This window comes from Pseudomonas syringae pv. tomato str. DC3000, assembly GCF_000007805.1.
Classification (GTDB): domain Bacteria; phylum Pseudomonadota; class Gammaproteobacteria; order Pseudomonadales; family Pseudomonadaceae; genus Aquipseudomonas; species Aquipseudomonas avellanae.
This window is the reverse complement of the sequence record NC_004578.1, coordinates 4,978,773-4,997,745: the sequence shown is the minus strand read 5'-3', so window position 1 is coordinate 4,997,745 and position 18,973 is coordinate 4,978,773. Positions and strand designations below refer to the sequence as shown.

Genomic DNA, 18,973 nt, shown 5'->3' with positions numbered 1-18,973 from the left:
CATGACCACTCGTATCCTGACCGGTATCACGACCACCGGCACTCCCCATCTGGGCAACTACGCGGGCGCGATTCGCCCGGCCATCGTTGCCAGCCGTCAGAGTGACGTCGATTCGTTCTACTTTCTGGCCGATTATCACGCGTTGATCAAATGCGATGACCCGCTGCGCATTCAGCGCTCGCGTCTGGAAATCGCCGCGACCTGGCTGGCAGCCGGTCTTGATGTCGATCGTGTGACGTTCTATCGCCAGTCGGACATCCCGGAGATCCCGGAACTGACCTGGCTGCTCACCTGCGTTGCGGCCAAGGGCCTGCTCAACCGTGCGCACGCTTACAAGGCGTCGGTCGACAAAAACGTCGAAAGCTGCGAAGACCCGGATGCGGGTATCACCATGGGCCTGTACAGCTACCCGGTGCTGATGGCGGCCGACATTCTGATGTTCAACGCGCATCAGGTTCCGGTGGGCCGCGATCAGATTCAACACGTTGAAATGGCCCGTGACATCGGTCAGCGTTTCAACCACCTGTTCGGCAAGGGCAGGGAATTCTTTGTCATGCCGGAAGCGTTGATCGAAGAGAGCGTTGCCACGTTGCCGGGGCTCGACGGGCGCAAGATGTCCAAGAGCTATGACAACACCATCCCGTTGTTCAGCAGCGCCAAAGACATGAAAAGCGCCATTTCGCGCATCGTCACCGACTCGCTGGCGCCCGGTGAAGCGAAAGACCCGGACAACTCCCATCTGTTCACGCTGTATCAGGCGTTCTCCACCCCTGAGCAGTGTGCACAGTTCCGTTCCGAACTGTTGCAGGGCCTTGGCTGGGGTGAGGCGAAGACTCGTATGTTTACCTTGCTGGACGAGCAGTTGGGCGAGGCGCGTGAGCAGTACCTGAGCCTGATCGAGCGCCCGGCTGATCTGGAAGACATCCTGCTCGCCGGTGCCCAGAAAGCCCGTCGCGTCGCTACCCCGTTCCTTGAGGAGTTGCGTGAGGCCGTTGGCCTGCGCTCGTTCCGTACCGCGGTGCAGAACGCCGACACCGGCAAGAAAAAGACTACCAAAGGCGCGCGCTTCGTCAGCTTCCGTGAAGACGACGGCAGTTTCCGTTTCCGCCTGCTGGCCGCCGATGGCGAGCAATTGCTGTTGTCGCGCACTTTTGCCGACGGCAAGGCGGCCGGCATCGTCAGCAAGCAGTTGCAGCAGGGCGGTGAACTGGATCTGCGCAGTGAAGCCGATCGCTTTACGCTGTGGCTGAACGGCGAGTGTGTAGCCGACAGCCCGGTGTTCGCCGATGCCACTGCGCGTGACAATGCGGTCGAGACCCTCAAGCTGGCACTCGCTCCTCAACAGGACTGATTGCCAATCCCCGGGGTCGTCGCTACAGTGACGACCCGTTTTTGTTGCCTTGCTAACGAATTATGACGCCCCTAGAACGATATCAAGCTGATCTGAAACGCCCGGACTTCTTCCATGATTCCGCGCAGGAAAACGCTGTGCGCCATTTGCAGCGCCTTTATGAGGATCTGGTCGCCGCTCACGACAGCAAGCCAGGCCTGTTCGGCAAGCTGTTTGGCAAGAAAGAGCCGACCCTGGTCAAGGGCCTGTATTTCTGGGGTGGTGTGGGTCGCGGCAAGACTTATCTGGTCGACACGTTCTTTGAAGCGCTGCCGTTCCAGGACAAGGTCCGTACGCACTTCCACCGCTTCATGAAGCGCGTGCACGAAGAGATGAAGACCCTCAAGGGCGAAAGAAACCCGCTGACGATCATCGCCAAGCGTTTTTCCGACGAGGCGCGGGTCATCTGCTTCGACGAATTCTTCGTTTCCGACATCACCGACGCCATGATCCTCGGCACGCTGATGGAAGAGCTGTTCAAGAATGGCGTGACCCTGGTCGCGACGTCCAACATCGTTCCGGACGGCCTGTACAAGGACGGTCTGCAGCGAGCGCGCTTTCTGCCAGCCATTGCGCTGATCAAGCAGAACACCGACATCGTCAACGTCGACAGTGGCGTTGACTATCGTCTGCGTCACCTTGAGCAGGCTGAGCTGTTCCATTTCCCGCTCAACGACGCCGCGCAGGAAAGCATGCGCAAAAGCTTCAAGGCGCTGACCCCGGATTGCGCAGAAACCGTCGAAAACGACGTGTTGATGATCGAGAATCGCGAGATCCGTGCCCTGCGTACCTGTGACGACGTGGCATGGTTCGACTTCCGCGAACTGTGCGACGGGCCGCGCAGCCAGAACGATTACATCGAACTGGGCAAGATTTTCCACGCGGTGCTGCTCAGCGGCGTCGAGCAGATGGACGTCTCCACCGACGACATCGCCCGGCGCTTCATCAACATGGTCGACGAGTTCTACGATCGCAACGTCAAGCTGATCATCTCGGCCGAGGTTGAATTGAAGGACCTGTACACCGGTGGCCGGTTGATGTTCGAGTTTCAGCGCACCTTGAGCCGCCTGCTGGAAATGCAATCCCACGAGTTTCTCTCGCGGGCGCATAGGCCCTAGTAGAGCAGCTGCAAGTTTCAAGCTACGAGCCGCAAGACAAAAGCTTGTAGCTTGTAGCTTGTAGCCCACCCCGTTCAGCTCCCCCCTTGCAGCTTGAGGCTCTCGAACTGTTGCCGGTACTGGTTGGGTGACAGCTCGGTGTGCTGGCGGAAGAGGCGGGCGAAGAAGCTGGCGTCGTCGTAGCCGACTTCGTAGCTGATGGTCTTGATGCTCTTGCGCGTGCCTGACAGCAACCCCTTCGCCGTTTCGATCCGCAGCCGCTGCAGGTAGTGCAGTGGCTTGTCGCCCGTTGCGGTCTGGAAGCGGCGCATGAAATTGCGAATGCTCATGCCGTGCTCTCGGGCGACGTCTTCAAAGCGGAATTTGTCGGCGAAGTGCTCTTCAAGCCAATGCTGGATCTGCAGAATCACCACGTCCTGATGCAGTTTCTGCCCGCCAAAACCGATTCGCCCAGGCGCATACGTGCGGCGCACTTCGTAGAGAATGTCGCGGGCGACGGCCTGGGCGACGTTGGCGCCACAGAAGCGCTCGATCAGGTAGATGTAGAGGTCGCAGGCTGATGTCGTACCTCCTGCGCAATACACGTTATCGGCGTCAGTCAGGTGTTTTTCCTGATTGAGCAGCACCTTGGGATAGCGCTCGGCGAAGGCAGTGAAGAATCGCCAGTAAGTGGTGGCTTCCTTGCCATCAAGCAGCCCGGCCTCGGCCAGCCAATACACACCGGTGGCCTCGCCGCAGAGCACGGCGCCATTGGCGTGTTGCTCGCGCAACCAGGGGAGGATCTGTGGGTAGCGCTGGCACAGGGTTTCAAAATCATCCCAGAAGGCAGGAATGACGATGATATCGCTCTGGCACAGCGCGCCGTCGACCGGCAGGGTGACGTCGCTGAAGCTGCTGACCGGTAGCCCGTCCGGGCTGACCAGGCGCGTTTCGAAGGCCGGTATCAGGCCCTGACCCAATTGTTTGCTGTAGCGCAGACTGGCCAGATGGAAGAAGTCCTTGGCCTGCATGACGGTCGAGGCAAACATTTTGTCGGTGGTCAGGATGCTGACGCGGCGCAGAAGAGTGGCGTGTTGGATCGGCATAATCTTTATTCTTATATGGGTAAATGGTCAAGCAACGGCTGGATCGTCTTATTTTTTGTCAGGCGTGTCCAGCCTCCTCATGTCTCGTTCGCTCGGAGCGATAGCATGATGGCTTTGTGCTAAGCGCGCAAATATCCGCCAATCCATGCCTCGCAGGCAATAAACAGAACGTGAACAAAAAATCCGGTTGAGGTTATTTGCCCAGTCTGTATAATTCGCCAGCTCTTTGCAGTGGAAGTGATGCGCCGTCTGCCGAAGAATCTTGCCGTATAACGGACGCGCTGACCCGAGCCCCCGATAGCGTCTGTTTCCGGCTGCCTTTGACTTGTCAAAGTACGCACTATTCAGTAAGATCCGCCGTCTAATTTTCAGGGCGGCCCCTGAGGCTATAAAGAATGAAAACTTTTACTGCTAAACCGGAAACAGTTAAGCGCGACTGGTTCGTCGTCGACGCTGCTGGTCAGACCCTGGGTCGTCTGGCCACCGAAATCGCGAGCCGTCTGCGTGGCAAGCACAAACCGGAATACACTCCGCACGTTGACACCGGCGACTACATCGTCGTGATCAATGCCGAGCAGATCCGCGTTACTGGTGCCAAGACCACCGACAAGATCTACTACTCACACTCCGGTTTTCCGGGCGGGATCAAGTCGATCAACTTCGAAAAGCTGATCGCCAAAGCTCCTGAGCGCGTGATCGAGACCGCGGTCAAAGGCATGCTGCCTAAGAACCCGCTGGGTCGCGACATGTATCGTAAGCTGAAAGTCTATGCGGGCGCTGTACACCCTCATACTGCTCAGCAGCCCCTAGAACTGAAGTTTTAACGGAATAGTTCATTATGTCGGCGACTCAAAATTACGGCACTGGCCGTCGCAAGACCGCAACCGCACGCGTTTTCCTGCGTCCGGGTACTGGTAACATCTCGATCAACAACCGCTCCCTGGACAATTTCTTCGGCCGCGAGACTGCCCGCATGGTAGTTCGTCAGCCGCTGGAACTGACCGAGACAGTTGAAAAGTTCGACATCTACGTCACCGTAATCGGTGGCGGTGTAAGTGGTCAGGCTGGCGCAATCCGCCACGGTATCACTCGCGCTCTGATGCAGTACGACGAGACGCTGCGCGGCGCTCTGCGTAAAGCAGGCTTCGTGACTCGCGATGCTCGTGAAGTTGAACGTAAGAAAGTCGGTCTGCGTAAAGCGCGTAAGCGTCCGCAGTACTCGAAGCGTTAATTCGCTCTTCGTTCCAGAAAGAACGTCCACCTCCTCACGGGGTTGGGCGTTTTTTTATGGGCGCATTTTTACGGCTTGAGCTGTCGTTCAGACAGGCATTTTGGGTGCATTTCGCAAGATTTATAGGCTTTTTGCGCAAGATTGCAGAATTTACAAGCGTAAATGAGCTATCTTGTCGCCCGCGACGAACACCTGTCCTGTTGCGTTCATTATCGGATGTGCCCCCTCAGGGTGCGTTCGTTCGTCTGTCCGATAAATTTTACAAGCGAGGAGGACCGCCATGGGCGTGACCAACCGGTTGGCCTGTTACTCCGACCCCGCCGACCACTATTCCCATCGCGTGCGCATCGTGCTCGCGGAGAAAGGTGTCAGCGCCGAGATCATTGAGGTTGTGGCGGGTCGTCATCCGCCGCAGCTTATCGAAGTCAATCCGTATGGCAGCGTGCCTACCCTGGTCGATCGCGACCTGGCCTTGTACGAGTCCACGGTGGTGATGGAATACCTGGATGAGCGTTATCCGCATCCGCCCTTATTGCCTGTCTATCCAGTCACCCGTGCCAACAGCCGTCTGCTGATCCATCGGATCCAGCGTGACTGGTGTGGCCTTGTGGACCTGATTCTGGATACTCGCAGTAAAGAGCCTGCCCGTGTTCAGGCGCGCAAGGAGCTGCGTGAAAGCCTGACCGGGGTTTCGCCGTTGTTCGCGGAAAAAGCTTTTTTCATGAGCGACGAGCTAAGTCTTGTTGACTGCTGTCTACTCCCAATACTCTGGCGTTTGCCGATTTTGGGTATTGAATTGCCGCGGCCTGCCAAGCCGTTGCTTGATTATATGGAGCGTCAATTTGCGCGTGAGGCTTTTCAGGCAAGTCTGTCTGCCGCCGAACGTGAAATGCGCTAAGGCTTAAGGAGCCGTTAATGAACTCCAGTCGCCCTTATCTTGTTCGCGCTCTTTATGAGTGGATCGTCGATAACGATTGCACCCCGCATGTGCTGGTCAATGCGGAATACCCATCGGTGCAGGTCCCTCAGGGCTTTGCCAATGATGGGCAGATTGTCCTGAACGTTTCGCCAAGCGCAGTGCGTCATCTGCACATGGACAACGATGCAGTCAGCTTTGAAGGCCGCTTCGGCGGTGTGCCGCACACACTGTACGTGCCTGTGGCTGCCATCCTGGGCATTTATGCCCGCGAGAATGGTCAGGGTATGGTGTTCGACCTGGAGCCTTCCCTTGAGGAAGGTGAAGAGATCGAGACCGAAGATGACACGCCGCCACCCGACAGCGAGCCACCGCGCCCAAGCGGCAGGCCAAGCCTGAAGGTCGTGAAGTAAAACATGCACAATAAAAAAGGCGATCCCCGGATCGCCTTTTTTACGTCTGCCCATTGGCCGTCAGTCGATGTATTCGAACAGTTTGACGATCTTCTGCACGCCCGAGACGCTCTGCACCAGGTTGGTGGCGCGATTGGCTTCATCCTGAGTCACCAGGCCCAGCAGGAACACGATGCCGTTCTCGGTCACGACCTTGATGCGCGAGCCGGGAATCGACGCGTCGGCGATCATCTGGCTTTTGATCTTGGTCGTCAGCCAGGCATCGTTGTTACGCGCCAGCAGGGATGACGGTGCCATGACCTGCAGCTCGTTGTTGACCTTCTTGACGCGCTGGACCGAAGCGGCGGCCTGTTCGGCGATTGCCTTGAGGTCGGCGCGTGGCGTCTGGCCTGCGAGCAGGACGATGCCGTTGAAGCTGGTCACGACAATGTGCGAGCCGTCGGCAAGGTCAGGGTTGGCCTTGGAGATGTTGACGGCTGCCTTGGTTTCGATCAGTGAGTCATCGATCTTGCTGCCGAAGGTGCGGGTGCCGCGATCATCTTCGATCGGCTTGTCGCGAGCGGCCGTCAGCACAGAACTGCATCCGGTGACGCTCAGGCACAGTGTCAGAACCAGTAGGCTAAGACGATTAGGGGTCATTCTTCACTCCCGAACAGTTGGCTGTCGATCAAATCGCAAAGGCAATGGATCGTCAGCAGATGGACTTCTTGTATGCGTGCCGTGACGTTGGCCGGTACGCGGATCTCCACGTCCTCGGGCAATAGCAGCGAAGCCATGCCGCCACCGTCGCGTCCCGTCAATGCTACGACAATCATTTCGCGATCATGTGCGGCCTGGATGGCCTGAATAATATTCGCCGAGTTGCCGCTGGTGGAAATCGCCAGCAGCACATCGCCTGGTTGGCCCAGTGCGCGGATCTGTTTGGAGAAGATTTCGTTATAGCTGTAGTCGTTGGCAATCGAGGTGATCGTCGAGCTGTCGGTAGTCAGCGCAATGGCCGGCAGGCTGGGCCGTTCGCGCTCGAAGCGATTGAGCATTTCCGAGGAAAAGTGCTGTGCATCGCCAGCCGATCCGCCGTTGCCGCACGCAAGCATTTTGCCTTCGTTGAGCAGGGCATTGACCATGACCTGGCTGGCTTGCTCGATAAAGGGTGCAAGGACTTCCATCGCCTGTTGCTTGGTGTCGATGCTGGCCTGGAACAGCCGGCGAATTCGGGATTGCATGTCCATCAATGTGACCTTAATTAGAGCGTACGGCGGCGGGACGGATGCGCCGGGTTCTCCCGGAAGCTATCCGGCACACAAGGTGTGCAGCCGGCAAAACAAATAGCGAAATCGGTAGGGCACAAGCCTGTTGCTGGTGATGACGGCGACAGGGCTGCAAGGCCCTTGCGCGAGGTCAGCTGTCAAAAGCGCTTTTGATCCAGTTCAGCGGTACGGTGCTGCCATCAAAGCTGCCAGGGCTGCCTTCAATGGCGATCACGTCGAAACGGCACGGATAATCGGCCCAGCATGATACCTGTTGCAGAAAAAGCTGTGCGGCGGTGACGAGTTTCCCTTGCTTGCGAAAATCGACACTTTCCACCGCGCCACCCCATCCGCAATGGCGTCGGTAGCGAACTTCGACGAATACTACTGTATCGCCGTCAAGCATGACCAGATCAAGCTCGCCGCGTTTGCATAACCAGTTCTGTTCAATGAGGCGCAGCCCCTGTTGTTGCAGAAACTGCAGGGCGAAGGCTTCGGCCTCGCGCCCTGCTTGCTGGCGGGTGCTGCGTGGTATCAAGGTGCGGTGTCCGGCAGGCGCTGGATCTTGCCATCAACGAACTCGGCCCAAGGCAACTGACGCTCGACGCGACGGCCCGGATTGATGCTCAGGCTGCCCGACAGGCCGTCAATGCGGCTGTCAGGCATCGCCTTGAGCTGGGCAAGGCGTGGCGCCAGGCGATAGGCGTCGATGCCCATTGCGTAGAGTCGGCCGAGGCTGCCGGCGGCCTGTGGCCATTGGGCAGTGACCTGCTGGCGAAGTGGGTCTTCGGCATTCAGCAGCCAAGGGGTTTCGCAGAAGCGTACGCCATTGAGGTCCATGTACTGCGCATGGTCATTGCTGTTGGTGAACAGGTGCGAGGTGGCGTAGACCGGAACGTCGCCAGCGTACTGGAAGACCATGGTCGGCTTGATCTGCTGCGCCTGCTGCGGGGTGGCGGCGAGGAACATGAAGTCGATGTCCTGGCGACGGCTTGGCTGGGCGGCGACCTGGGTGCCGGCAGTGCTTTGCAGGCGCTGGGCGCGGCCTTCGCTGTTACGCAGCTGGAACAGGTCGGCGACCTGTTGCGCCAGCTCCACAGGTTGATCAACGTGCTCGGCGGCGATCAGCGTGCCGCCCTTGGCCTGCCAGCTCTTGCGGAAGGCATCCAGAACGCGGTCGCCCCATTCGCCCTTCGGAACCATGGCGACAGCGCTGCGCTTGCCGTCTGCCCAGGCGCGACGTGCCACTTCGCGGGCTTCGTCTTCTGCGGCCAGGCCGAACTGATACAGCTGCGCAGGGCCTTCGGTGCTGGTGTCGCTGTAATTGAGTGCCAGGGTGGTGATCGGCAGTTGCTGACGGCTGTTCAGCTGTTTGACGAGATTCTTTTCCAGTGGGCCGACCACCAGCTGTGCGCCAGCAGCCTGGGCCTGACGGTAGAACTCATCCATCGAGGTCACGCGCGAGCTGTCGAACACTTGAATGGCAGGGGGATTTTGCCCTGCCTGCTGCGCCTGAAAGTGCGCGGCCATGAAGCCGTCGCGCAACGCCTTGGCCACTGAGGCCAGTTGCCCATCCTGTGGCAGCAGCAGGGCGATTTTGGTGATCGGCTCGCTGGTCAGGGCGCGCAGTTGTGCAAGGGCGGTAGGCAATTGCAGTGCGGCAGGGTGTTTCGGGTTCTGGGCTTTCCAGTTATCGATGGCAGCCTGTTGTTGCTCAAGCGTACCGGCACCTTTGATCGAGCGAGCCAGATTCAGCCAGCCGCCCATGTCGTCGGTCGCTGTGCTTTGCAACTGATCGGCCGGAAGGGCGGAAACCAGTGTCCAGATCGCATCGTTGTTGGCGCTTGCATCTGCGCCCTGCAACAGCGGACCTGCGTAAACCCGCTCATGAACCGCTGCCAGCGCCTGACCATCGGCTTCCAGCGCACGCGCCTTGACCATGTGGGTACGCACCTGCTGCTCGACCGACAGTTCGCCCAGGCGCTGCATGCTTGGGTGATTCAGGGCGGTCAACGCTGCCTTGGGTTGATTGCGGCCCATCGCCAGTTCGGCGGACAGCGTGCTGGCAAAAACCTGCAGGCCTGGCTTGAGTTGATCGAGTTGCACCTGCCCGAGGATCTGCGCAGCGCGCCCTGCATCGTTCTGGCGGTTGGCCAGGTCGGCAGCACTCAAGCGCAGCGTAGCGGCCTGCTCGGGTGTTTTTGCGTTGGCGGCCTGATCAAGCAGTTGCTCGATGCTGGCGTCAGGGGTTCGAGGCAGCTCGCCAAGACTGGACGAGGGCGAGCTTGCACACGCTGCGAGAAGGGCAGCGAGGCAGAGGGCAGAGAGCAGCCGCAGACAAGCGATCATTGGTATGTTCCTGAAACTCGAGCGAATTAGCGGGGAATTGTACCCAAGCACTGGCCGGGGTGCGACGTCGAAGGTGTTTAAAGCCGTGATATTGGTCGCGTTAAGGTCATCTGCAGGCCAAATCGTTCAGTTGGAGAGGGTCGCGATGTTTCGCTGTGCCGGGTAATCATGTTTTTATCCCTTTTTCATTGCCATCCCTGATGCGCGAACCGTTGACCCGGCCGCAGCCTGTACAATGCGTTTTTTCAAACATCAGCTTTAACATAAGAGGTCTGCGTTTTGACTGTTCCGGTTGTTTCGAATTCCACTCCGGGCTCGCTTTATGTCGTTGCGACCCCTATCGGCAATCTGGACGATATGAGCGTGCGAGCGCTGAAGGTATTGCGTGAAGTCGCATTGATAGCTGCGGAGGATACCCGTCACTCGGCGCGCCTGATGCAACACTTCGGCATATCGACGCCGCTGGCCGCCTGTCACGAGCATAACGAACGCGATGAGGGTAGCCGGTTCATCACCCGTTTGCTGGCCGGAGACGACATCGCTCTGATTTCCGATGCGGGCACGCCGCTGATTTCCGATCCCGGTTATCACCTGGTGCGTCAGGCACGTGCTGCCGGTGTGCCGGTTGTCCCGGTGCCGGGTGCGTGCGCGTTGATCGCAGCGCTGTCTGCCGCCGGGCTGCCTTCGGATCGATTTATCTTCGAGGGGTTTCTTCCCGCCAAGGCAGTGGGGCGCAGGGCAAAGCTTGAGTTGGTGAAAGAAGAGCCGCGCACGCTGATCTACTATGAGGCGCCGCACCGCATCCTGGAATGCCTGCAGGACATGGAGCTGGTATTCGGTGCGGACCGTCATGCGTTACTGGCGCGTGAAATAACCAAAACTTTCGAAACCCTCAAGGGTCTGCCTTTGGGTGAGCTTCGGGCATTTGTAGAGGCCGACAGCAATCAGCAGCGTGGCGAGTGTGTGGTGCTGGTGGCTGGCTGGACGCAGCCCGAAGACGAAGACGTTATTGGTGCCGAGGCGCGCCGGATTCTGGATCTGCTGCTTGAAGAGATGCCACTCAAGCGTGCCGCAGCGCTGGCTGCCGAGATAACCGGGGTGCGCAAGAACCTGCTGTATCAGGTGGCGCTGGAGAAGCAGAAGGGCTGAGAAGTCTGTATTGCAAAGGCTCGGGCAGGCTTTGCACGCTATTAAAGCTTGTTCTTGATGGCGTGTGCCGCTAACCTTGTCGGCGGAGAGTCGATTGGACAGTCGCTGCCTTTTGTTGTTCCGCAACAAGGGGGGGAGGAAAGTCCGGGCTCCATAGGGCGGAGTGCCAGGTAACACCTGGGAGGCGCGAGCCTACGGAAAGTGCCACAGAAAATAACCGCCTAAGCACTTCGGTGCCGGTAAGGGTGAAAAGGTGCGGTAAGAGCGCACCGCACGTCTGGCAACAGTTCGTGGCAAGGTAAACCCCACTCGGAGCAAGACCAAATAGGGTTCCTAGGCGTGGCCCGCGCTGGAACCGGGTAGGTTGCTAAAGACGTCCAGTGATGGCCGTCGTAGAGGAATGACTGTCCTCGACAGAACCCGGCTTACAGATCGACTCTCCACCTTTTTTCTACCTCTCGTTTCAAGCAGCAAAACCCTCTCGTAATACCAAAAAAATCTTAAACCTCATAAATCACATTAACTTTGAATCGCAACGATTTGAGTCGCGTGGGATTTATCCGTCAGAACCTTCCTGAAATTATCCTTTTGTACTCGATACCGCTTCTAAATCTCCGAAATGTAAGGGTTTTCCTTAAGACCGTGCCTTGACGGTGTGGTGGGCGCGTTCCTATAGTGTGCGCAAGTGGCAGAAAGTGGCGCGAAGTGGGTTTTTTCAGCGCAAAAAGCTAATATTCGGAGAATGCGCCTGTGTTCCGTGGTGCCAATGCGATCAATCTCGATGCAAAGGGCCGTCTCGCTATGCCGAGTCGGTACCGTGACGAGTTGGATTCGCGTAGCGCCGGGCAAATGATCGTGACTATCGATGCTGTTGACCCATGCCTGTGTCTGTATCCGCTGTCCGAATGGGAGCTGATAGAAGCAAAACTTCGTGATCTGGCGACGTTCCGTGAAGAGAACCGTCGTCTGCAACGGCTGTTGATTGGTAATGCTGTCGATCTGGAACTGGACGGCAGTGGGCGTTTTCTGGTGCCGCCTCGCCTGCGCGAATACGCAAGGCTGGACAAGCGCGTAATGCTGGTGGGCCAACTCAACAAGTTTCAACTGTGGGACGAGGACGCCTGGAATGCTCTTGCTGATGCTGACCTGGCTGCCATTCAAAAACCTGGCGCGATGCCCGACGAATTACGTGATCTGATCCTGTGACTATGAATAGCGGTTTTACCCACATCACCGTGCTGCTCGAAGAAGCCGTGGAGGCTCTCGCGGTGCGCGCTGATGGCTGCTATCTGGACGGTACGTTCGGACGTGGCGGGCATAGCCGTCTCATATTGAACCACCTCGGCCCCGACGGTCGGCTGCTGGGTTTCGACAAGGACCCCCAAGCGATTGCCACAGGGCAAGCGCTAGCGGCCGAAGACGGCCGCTTTGTCATTGTGCAGCGCAGCTTTGCCGAGTTGGGCTCGCAAGCTCAGGAGCTTGGCCTGGCGGGCAAGGTCAGCGGCATTTTGCTCGACCTGGGCGTGTCGTCGCCGCAGCTCGACGACCCCGAGCGCGGTTTCAGTTTCATGAATGACGGCCCTCTGGACATGCGCATGGACCCGACCCGCGGCGTCAGCGCTGCCGAATTCATTGCCAGCGCGCCCGCCGAAGAAATCGCCCGCGTGTTCAAGGAATACGGCGAAGAGCGCTTTGCCAAACGCATGGCCAATGCCGTCGTTCAGCGCCGTGAAATCCAGCCTTTCGAGCGCACTGCCGATCTCGCTGAAGTCCTCAAGGTCGCCAACCCGGCCTGGGAAAAAGGCAAGAATCCTGCAACGCGTGCCTTTCAAGGCCTGCGTATTCATGTCAACAACGAACTGGGCGATCTGGAAGCCGGGCTTGAAGCGGCAATGGAGTCTCTGGAAGTCGGTGGCCGTCTGGTCGTCATCAGTTTTCACTCGCTGGAAGACCGCATCGTCAAGCTGTTTATGCGCAAGCTCGCCAAAGGCGAAGCCGACAACATGCCGCGCAACCTGCCGATCCAGTACAAGGCGTTCGAGCCGAAAATCAAGATCCACGGCAAAGCTCAATTCGCATCGGATGTCGAAACAAAGGCCAACCCGCGCTCGCGCAGTGCTGTCATGCGCGTAGCGGAGAAGCTCAGGTGAGCCGTCTGTTCCTGAAGCCTTTGCCCGGCGGCAGTTTCATTATGCTGCTGCTGTTCATTGCTGTCCTCGTGTCGGCGATTGGCGTTTCCTATAGTGCTCATTGGAACCGTCAACTGCTCAACTCGCTGTACTCGGAGATGAGCGTGCGCGACAAGGCGCAGGCAGAGTGGGGTCGTTTGATTCTTGAACAGAGCACCTGGACGGCTCACAGCCGCATCGAAACACTGGCCACCGAACAGCTGAAAATGCGCATCCCGAGCGCTGCTGAAGTGCGGATGGTGGCGCCATGATGAAGCTTGAGGGCGCACTGTATCCTTGGCGTTTTCGCGTAGTCGTGGGTCTTCTGGTCTCCCTGGTGCTTGCCATTTGCTGGCGCATCGTCGATCTGCAGGTCATCGACCACACCTTCCTCAAGGAGCAGGGTGACGCGCGCAGCCTTCGGCATATTCCGATTCCGGCTCACCGTGGCCTGATCACCGACCGTAATGGCGAACCGCTTGCAGTTAGCACGCCGGTTACCACGCTGTGGGCCAACCCGCGCGAAATGCAGCAGGACAAGTCCAAGTGGCCGATGCTTGCAGCGGCTACAGGTCAGGATCTCAAAGCGCTGACCGATCGCCTGGAATCGCAGGCCACCAAGGAGTTCATTTACCTGGTTCGCGGCATGACGCCGGAGCAGGGGCAGGCGGCGCTGGATTTGAAAGTCCCCGGCGTTTATGGCATCGAAGAATTCCGCCGTTTCTACCCGGCAGGTGATGTGACCGCGCACATGGTTGGTTTTACTGACCTTGATGATCACGGTCGCGAAGGTGTCGAGCTGGCGTATGACGACTGGCTTGCCGGAGTGCCCGGCAAGCGGCAGGTCATCAAGGACCGGCGCGGCCGGCTGATCAAGGACGTTCAGGTGACCAAGAATGCCAAGGCCGGAAAGACCTTGGCTTTGTCTATTGACCTGCGCCTGCAATACCTGGCCACCCGTGAACTGCGTAACGCCATCGTTGAAAACGAAGCGAAGGCAGGCAGCATGGTGATCATGGACGTCAAGACCGGCGAGGTTCTGGCGATGGTCAACCAGCCGACTTACAACCCGAACAACCGCCGCACCATGGTGCCAGCCGCCATGCGCAACCGGGCGATCATTGACGTGTTCGAACCAGGTTCGACCATGAAGCCGATCTCCATGACCGCAGCGCTGGACAGCGGCCGTTGGAAACCGACCGACAAGGTCGAGGTTTATCCGGGCACCCTGCAGATCGGCAAATACACGATTCGCGACGTCACCAAGACCGAAGGCCCGGTGCTCGACCTGACCGGCATCCTGATCAACTCCAGTAACGTCGGGATGAGTAAAGTCGCGTTCGACGTAGGCGGCGAAGCTATTTTCCGCGCCATGCAGCGCGTCGGCTTCGGTCAGTACACTGGCCTGGGCTTCCCGGGCGAGCGCGTCGGCAACCTGCCTAACTACCGCGAATGGCGCAAGGCAGAAACCGCCACGCTGTCTTATGGCTACGGTCTGTCGGTAACGGCCCTGCAACTGGTGCATGCCTACGGCGCGCTGGCTAACAATGGCCGGATCGTACCGCTGACCATTTTGAAAACAGACAAAGAGCCCGAGTCGACTCAGGCTATTCCCGAGAAAACCGCCAAGACCCTGCAAGGTATGTTGCAGCAGGTGATCGAAGACCCGCGCGGCGTGTATCGCGCCCGTGTGCCGTCCTATCACGTCGGCGGTAAGAGCGGTACAGCACGTAAGACGTCGATCGGCACCAAGGGTTATGCGGAGAACTCCTACCGCTCCCTGTTCGCCGGTTTCGGCCCCATGAGTAACCCGCGTTACGCCATCGTCGTGGTCATCGACGAGCCGAGCAAGGGCGGTTACTACGGCGGTCTGGTTTCGGCTCCGGTGTTCAGCAAGGTCATGTCCGGCACGTTGCGTCTGATGAACGTGACGCCAGACAACCTTGCGCCACCGGAACAAGTCAATGTCGCACCTGCAGCCAAAGGAGGGCGTGGTTGATGGCCTTTAATCTCAGCAAGATTTTCGCTCATACCGACCGCGATCCCTTGATCCGCGAGTTGACACTCGACAGCCGCAATGTTCGTCCAGGTGACCTGTTTCTGGCTGTGCCGGGTATCAAGGTCGATGGTCGCGCGCACATTGCCGACGCACTCAAGCGCGGCGCAGCAGCGGTGGCCTACGAGGTCGAAGGTGCAACGGTTCTGCCGATCACCGACGTGCCGCTGATTCCGGTCAAAGGGCTGGCAGCGCAGTTGTCCGACGTTGCCGGTCGCTTCTACGGCGACCCGAGCCGCAGCCTGAATCTGGTGGGCGTCACCGGCACCAACGGCAAGACCAGCGTCACCCAGCTGGTTGCTCAGGCGCTCGACGCGCTGGGTCAACGCTGCGGCATCGTCGGCACCCTCGGCACCGGCTTTTACGGCGCACTGCAAAGCGGCCGTCATACCACTCCTGATCCCATTGCCGTTCAGGCAGCGCTGACCGACCTGAGAAAGGCGGGCGCGCGCGCCGTGGCTATGGAAGTGTCGTCCCACGGTCTGGATCAAGGCAGGGCTACGGCGCTGGCGTTCGACGTGGCAGTGCTGACCAATCTGTCTCGTGATCACCTGGATTATCACGGCACCATGGAAGCTTACGCGGCAGCCAAGGCCAAGCTGTTCGCGTGGCCGAATCTGAACTGCCGGGTGATCAATCTGGATGACGATTTTGGTCGCGAACTGGCTGGCCTCAAGCAAGAATCGCGGTTGATCACCTACAGCCAGCTGGATAGCTCGGCTTACCTGTACTGCCGCGACGCGAAATTTGATGACGATGGCGTGCGCGCCACACTGGTCACGCCTCAGGGCGAGCATTTCCTGCGCAGCAGCCTGCTGGGGCGCTTCAACCTGAGCAACGTGCTGGCAGCGGTCGGCGCACTGCTGGGGCTGGACTACGCGCTGGACGAAATTCTCAAGGTACTGCCCAAACTCGAAGGGCCGGTCGGCCGCATGCAGCGTCTGGGCGGCGCCGACAAGCCTCTGGTGGTCGTGGATTACGCGCACACCCCGGACGCGCTGGAAAAAGTGCTTGAAGCACTGCGTCCGCACGCCAAAGGCCGCCTGTTGTGCCTGTTCGGCTGCGGCGGTGATCGCGATCGCGGCAAACGCCCGTTGATGGCTGAAGTTGTCGAAAGACTGGCTGACGGCGTCTGGGTTACTGATGACAACCCGCGCTCCGAGGCACCGACCAACATTTTTGACGACATTCGTCCAGGTTTCGTAACGGCCGACAAAGTGCGCTTCATCGAAGGTCGTGGTCAGGCCATTGCCGAGCTGATCGCCAGCGCAACTGTCGATGACGTGGTGGTGCTGGCGGGCAAAGGCCACGAGGACTATCAGGAAATCGACGGCAAGCGCCAGCCGTTTTCCGATCTGGAAGAAGCCGCCACGGCGCTTGCCGCATGGGGGCCTGAGAATGATTAAGCCGATGACATTCAGCGAACTGACCGTACCGCTCGACGCGCGTCTGGTCGGCGGCGATTGCAGCTTTGACGGTGTGAGCACCGACAGCCGTGGCATCGCGCCGGGGCAATTGTTCGTGGCCCTGACCGGCCCGCGCTTCGACGGCCATGAGTACCTCGACCAGGTCGCAGCCAAAGGCGCAGTCGGTGCCCTGGTCGAGCACGAAGTGGAGGGCGCTGCCTTGCCACAACTGGTGGTACTCGATACTCGCAAGGCGCTCGCGCAACTGGGTGCGATGAACCGCAACGGGTTTGTCGACAGGCCTGTCGCCGCCGTCACCGGCTCCAGCGGCAAAACCACTGTCAAGGAAATGCTCGCGAGCATCCTGCGCACGCGCGGCCCTGTATTGGCAACGCGCGGCAATTTGAATAACGAACTGGGCGTTCCGCTGACCCTGCTGGAGCTGGCGCCGGAATACACCTCTGCCGTCATTGAGTTAGGCGCTTCACGGGTCGGCGAGATTGCCTACACCGTGAGTCTGACCAAGCCGCATGTGGTCATTATTACCAATGCCGGAACCGCCCATGTCGGCGAGTTTGGTGGCCCCGAGCGAATCGTCGAGGCCAAGGGCGAGATTCTTGAAGGCGTCGAAGCCAGCGGCACAGCCGTGTTGAATCTGGAAGACAAGGCATTCCCGATCTGGCGCAAGCGCGCCGGTCACCGCAACATTCTGACCTTCGCGCTGGCTGATGCGGCGGCTGATTTCCATGCCGGCGAGCTGAGCCGTGATGCGCGAGGCTGCCCGAGCTTCACCATGGCCAGCCCGCTCGGCAGCGCGCAGGTACAGCTGAATCTGCTGGGCACGCACAACGTGACCAACGCCTTGGCCGCTGCCGCTGCCGCCTGCGCACTGGGCGTGAGCCTGGAGGGCATCGTTGCCGGCCTGAACAACGTGCAGCCGGTCAAAGGTCGCGCTGTCGCGCAAATCGCCAGCAACGGTGTGCGCGTCATCGATGACACCTACAACGCCAACCCTGGGTCGATCAACGCTGCCGTCGACATCCTTACCGGTTTTACCGGCCGTACCGTGCTGGTGCTGGGCGATATCGGCGAGCTGGGCGAATGGGCCGAGCAGGGGCATCACGACGTGGGCGCCTATGCCGCTGGCAAGGTGTCGGCGCTGTATGCGGTCGGCCCACTCATGACACACGCCGTCAGTGCCTTCGGTGAACATGCCTACCACTTTGCCAGTCAGGCAGAGCTGATTGCGGCGCTGGGCGCCGAGCAAGACCCCAATACCACTTTACTGATCAAGGGCTCGCGTAGCGCTGCGATGGAAAACGTCGTGGCTGCCTTGTGCGGTTCTAGCCTGGAGAAACATTAATGCTGCTGCTGTTGGCCGAGTTCTTACAACAGTTCTACAAAGGCTTTGCGGTCTTTCAGTACCTGTCTCTGCGCGGGATCCTTGGCGTGCTCACTGCGCTGACGTTGTCGCTGTGCCTGGGGCCGTGGATGATCCGCACCCTGCAGATGCGCCAGATCGGCCAGTCGGTCCGTAACGATGGTCCGCAATCGCACTTGTCCAAGTCCGGTACGCCGACCATGGGCGGTGCGCTGATCCTCTCGTCCATCGGTATCAGCACCTTGCTCTGGGCTGATTTGAGCAACCGTTACGTCTGGGTTGTGTTGCTGGTGACCTTTCTGTTCGGTGCCATCGGCTGGGTTGATGACTACCGCAAGGTCATTGAAAAGAATTCCCGTGGTCTGCCGAGTCGCTGGAAGTATTTCTGGCAGTCGGTGTTCGGCCTTTGCGCGGCAATCTTTCTGTACACGACTGCGCCATCGGCGACCGAAACCACATTGATCGTGCCGATGCTCAAGGATGTGCGCATTCCGCTCGGCATCGGCTTCATCGTGCTGACGTACTTTGTGATTGTCGGTTCCAGCAACGCAGTCAACCTGACTGACGGCCTGGACGGGCTGGCGATCATGCCGACGGTGATGGTCGGCGGTGCGCTGGGCATCTTCTGCTACCTGTCGGGTAACGTGAAATTCGCGGAATACCTGCTGATTCCCTACGTGCCGGGGGCGGGTGAGCTGATTGTCTTCTCGGGTGCACTGATTGGTGCGGGGCTCGGGTTTCTCTGGTTCAACACCTATCCGGCTCAGGTGTTCATGGGCGACGTCGGTGCGCTGGCACTGGGCGCTGCGCTGGGCACCATGGCCGTGATCGTGCGTCAGGAAATGGTCCTGTTCATCATGGGCGGCGTGTTCGTGATGGAAACCCTTTCAGTGGTCATTCAGGTTGCGTCTTTCAAACTGACCGGCCGCCGCGTATTCCGCATGGCGCCGATTCACCACCACTTTGAACTCAAAGGCTGGCCCGAGCCACGCGTGATCGTCCGTTTCTGGATCATCACCGTGATTCTGGTGCTCATCGGCCTTGCCACACTGAAACTGAGGTAG

The 18,973-nt window shown here is 59.1% G+C and carries 19 protein-coding genes and 1 other RNA gene; 15 read left to right on the top strand and 5 right to left on the bottom strand.

Annotation, left to right across the window (positions count from 1 at the left end; translation table 11 throughout):
* Nucleotide 1 precedes the first annotated feature (1 nt).
* Nucleotides 2-1,351: a tryptophan--tRNA ligase gene (locus PSPTO_RS22950; protein WP_005766542.1), complete on the top strand. Its 1,350-nt coding sequence runs from the start codon at nt 2-4 to the stop codon at nt 1,349-1,351.
* Between the two features lie 62 nt (nt 1,352-1,413).
* A complete protein-coding gene (gene zapE / locus PSPTO_RS22945) occupies nt 1,414-2,508 on the top strand; it encodes a cell division protein ZapE (protein ID WP_005766543.1) in 1,095 nt (364 codons plus the stop codon).
* Nucleotides 2,509-2,582: 74 nt separating this feature from the next.
* Here zapE and PSPTO_RS22940 read toward each other — a convergent pair whose 3' ends face one another.
* On the bottom strand, nt 2,583-3,494 hold the full coding sequence (locus tag PSPTO_RS22940; protein WP_161797771.1) for a GlxA family transcriptional regulator: 912 nt from the start codon (nt 3,492-3,494) through the stop codon (nt 2,583-2,585).
* A 494-nt stretch (nt 3,495-3,988) separates the two neighbouring features.
* Here PSPTO_RS22940 and rplM point away from each other — a divergent pair, with 494 nt between their 5' ends.
* The 4 genes from rplM (at nt 3,989) to PSPTO_RS22920 (ending at nt 6,153) form a co-directional block, all read left to right on the top strand.
* Complete coding sequence (gene rplM, locus PSPTO_RS22935; protein WP_003377605.1) at nt 3,989-4,417, top strand: 50S ribosomal protein L13; 429 nt, start codon at nt 3,989-3,991, stop codon at nt 4,415-4,417.
* Between the two features lie 14 nt (nt 4,418-4,431).
* Nucleotides 4,432-4,824, top strand: a complete 393-nt coding sequence (gene rpsI, locus PSPTO_RS22930; RefSeq protein WP_002555064.1) for a 30S ribosomal protein S9 — start codon at nt 4,432-4,434, stop codon at nt 4,822-4,824.
* A gap of 280 nt (nt 4,825-5,104) precedes the next feature.
* Nucleotides 5,105-5,722 (top strand): glutathione S-transferase N-terminal domain-containing protein, encoded by a 618-nt coding sequence (locus PSPTO_RS22925; RefSeq protein WP_005766548.1) that lies wholly within the window; start codon nt 5,105-5,107, stop codon nt 5,720-5,722.
* Nucleotides 5,723-5,739: 17 nt separating this feature from the next.
* Entirely contained in the window at nt 5,740-6,153 is a 414-nt protein-coding gene (locus PSPTO_RS22920; RefSeq protein ID WP_003377610.1) for a ClpXP protease specificity-enhancing factor, read from the top strand.
* A 60-nt stretch (nt 6,154-6,213) separates the two neighbouring features.
* Here the strand turns inward: PSPTO_RS22920 and PSPTO_RS22915 are convergent, their stop codons facing one another.
* The 4 genes from PSPTO_RS22915 to PSPTO_RS22900 form a co-directional block, all read right to left on the bottom strand.
* Complete coding sequence (locus PSPTO_RS22915) at nt 6,214-6,792, bottom strand: BON domain-containing protein (protein WP_005766550.1); 579 nt, start codon at nt 6,790-6,792, stop codon at nt 6,214-6,216.
* The gene (locus PSPTO_RS22910) at nt 6,789-7,382 is read right to left on the bottom strand and encodes a phosphoheptose isomerase (RefSeq protein WP_005620308.1); all 594 of its coding nucleotides are present in this window, start codon (nt 7,380-7,382) and stop codon (nt 6,789-6,791) included. Before PSPTO_RS22910 ends, PSPTO_RS22915 begins: the two co-directional genes overlap by 4 nt.
* 169 nt (nt 7,383-7,551) lie before the next feature.
* Nucleotides 7,552-7,938 (bottom strand): YraN family protein, encoded by a 387-nt coding sequence (locus tag PSPTO_RS22905; RefSeq protein WP_005766552.1) that lies wholly within the window; start codon nt 7,936-7,938, stop codon nt 7,552-7,554.
* Nucleotides 7,935-9,749 carry a penicillin-binding protein activator gene (locus PSPTO_RS22900; protein ID WP_005766553.1) on the bottom strand — a complete coding sequence of 605 codons (1,815 nt, stop codon included), beginning with the start codon at nt 9,747-9,749 and terminating at the stop codon, nt 7,935-7,937. Before PSPTO_RS22900 ends, PSPTO_RS22905 begins: the two co-directional genes overlap by 4 nt.
* 279 nt (nt 9,750-10,028) lie before the next feature.
* Here PSPTO_RS22900 and rsmI point away from each other — a divergent pair, with 279 nt between their 5' ends.
* The 9 genes from rsmI to mraY all read left to right on the top strand — a co-directional run bounded on the left by rsmI (nt 10,029) and on the right by mraY (nt 18,973).
* Nucleotides 10,029-10,898 (top strand): 16S rRNA (cytidine(1402)-2'-O)-methyltransferase, encoded by an 870-nt coding sequence (gene rsmI, locus PSPTO_RS22895; RefSeq protein WP_007243679.1) that lies wholly within the window; start codon nt 10,029-10,031, stop codon nt 10,896-10,898.
* Nucleotides 10,899-10,984: 86 nt separating this feature from the next.
* Nucleotides 10,985-11,342, top strand: an RNA gene (gene rnpB / locus PSPTO_RS22890) — RNase P RNA component class A.
* A gap of 306 nt (nt 11,343-11,648) precedes the next feature.
* On the top strand, nt 11,649-12,104 hold the full coding sequence (gene mraZ / locus PSPTO_RS22885) for a division/cell wall cluster transcriptional repressor MraZ (RefSeq protein WP_005620303.1): 456 nt from the start codon (nt 11,649-11,651) through the stop codon (nt 12,102-12,104).
* A gap of 2 nt (nt 12,105-12,106) precedes the next feature.
* On the top strand, nt 12,107-13,048 hold the full coding sequence (gene rsmH / locus PSPTO_RS22880; protein ID WP_007243678.1) for a 16S rRNA (cytosine(1402)-N(4))-methyltransferase RsmH: 942 nt from the start codon (nt 12,107-12,109) through the stop codon (nt 13,046-13,048).
* On the top strand, nt 13,045-13,338 hold the full coding sequence (gene ftsL, locus PSPTO_RS22875) for a cell division protein FtsL (RefSeq protein WP_005739040.1): 294 nt from the start codon (nt 13,045-13,047) through the stop codon (nt 13,336-13,338). The genes rsmH and ftsL overlap by 4 nt, the downstream gene beginning before the upstream one ends.
* Complete coding sequence (locus PSPTO_RS22870) at nt 13,335-15,065, top strand: peptidoglycan D,D-transpeptidase FtsI family protein (protein ID WP_017682720.1); 1,731 nt, start codon at nt 13,335-13,337, stop codon at nt 15,063-15,065. Before ftsL ends, PSPTO_RS22870 begins: the two co-directional genes overlap by 4 nt.
* The gene (locus tag PSPTO_RS22865) at nt 15,065-16,528 is read left to right on the top strand and encodes a UDP-N-acetylmuramoyl-L-alanyl-D-glutamate--2,6-diaminopimelate ligase (protein WP_005766562.1); all 1,464 of its coding nucleotides are present in this window, start codon (nt 15,065-15,067) and stop codon (nt 16,526-16,528) included. Before PSPTO_RS22870 ends, PSPTO_RS22865 begins: the two co-directional genes overlap by 1 nt.
* On the top strand, nt 16,521-17,891 hold the full coding sequence (gene murF / locus PSPTO_RS22860) for a UDP-N-acetylmuramoyl-tripeptide--D-alanyl-D-alanine ligase (protein ID WP_011105004.1): 1,371 nt from the start codon (nt 16,521-16,523) through the stop codon (nt 17,889-17,891). The genes PSPTO_RS22865 and murF overlap by 8 nt, the downstream gene beginning before the upstream one ends.
* Complete coding sequence (gene mraY / locus PSPTO_RS22855) at nt 17,891-18,973, top strand: phospho-N-acetylmuramoyl-pentapeptide-transferase (protein WP_003313553.1); 1,083 nt, start codon at nt 17,891-17,893, stop codon at nt 18,971-18,973. Before murF ends, mraY begins: the two co-directional genes overlap by 1 nt.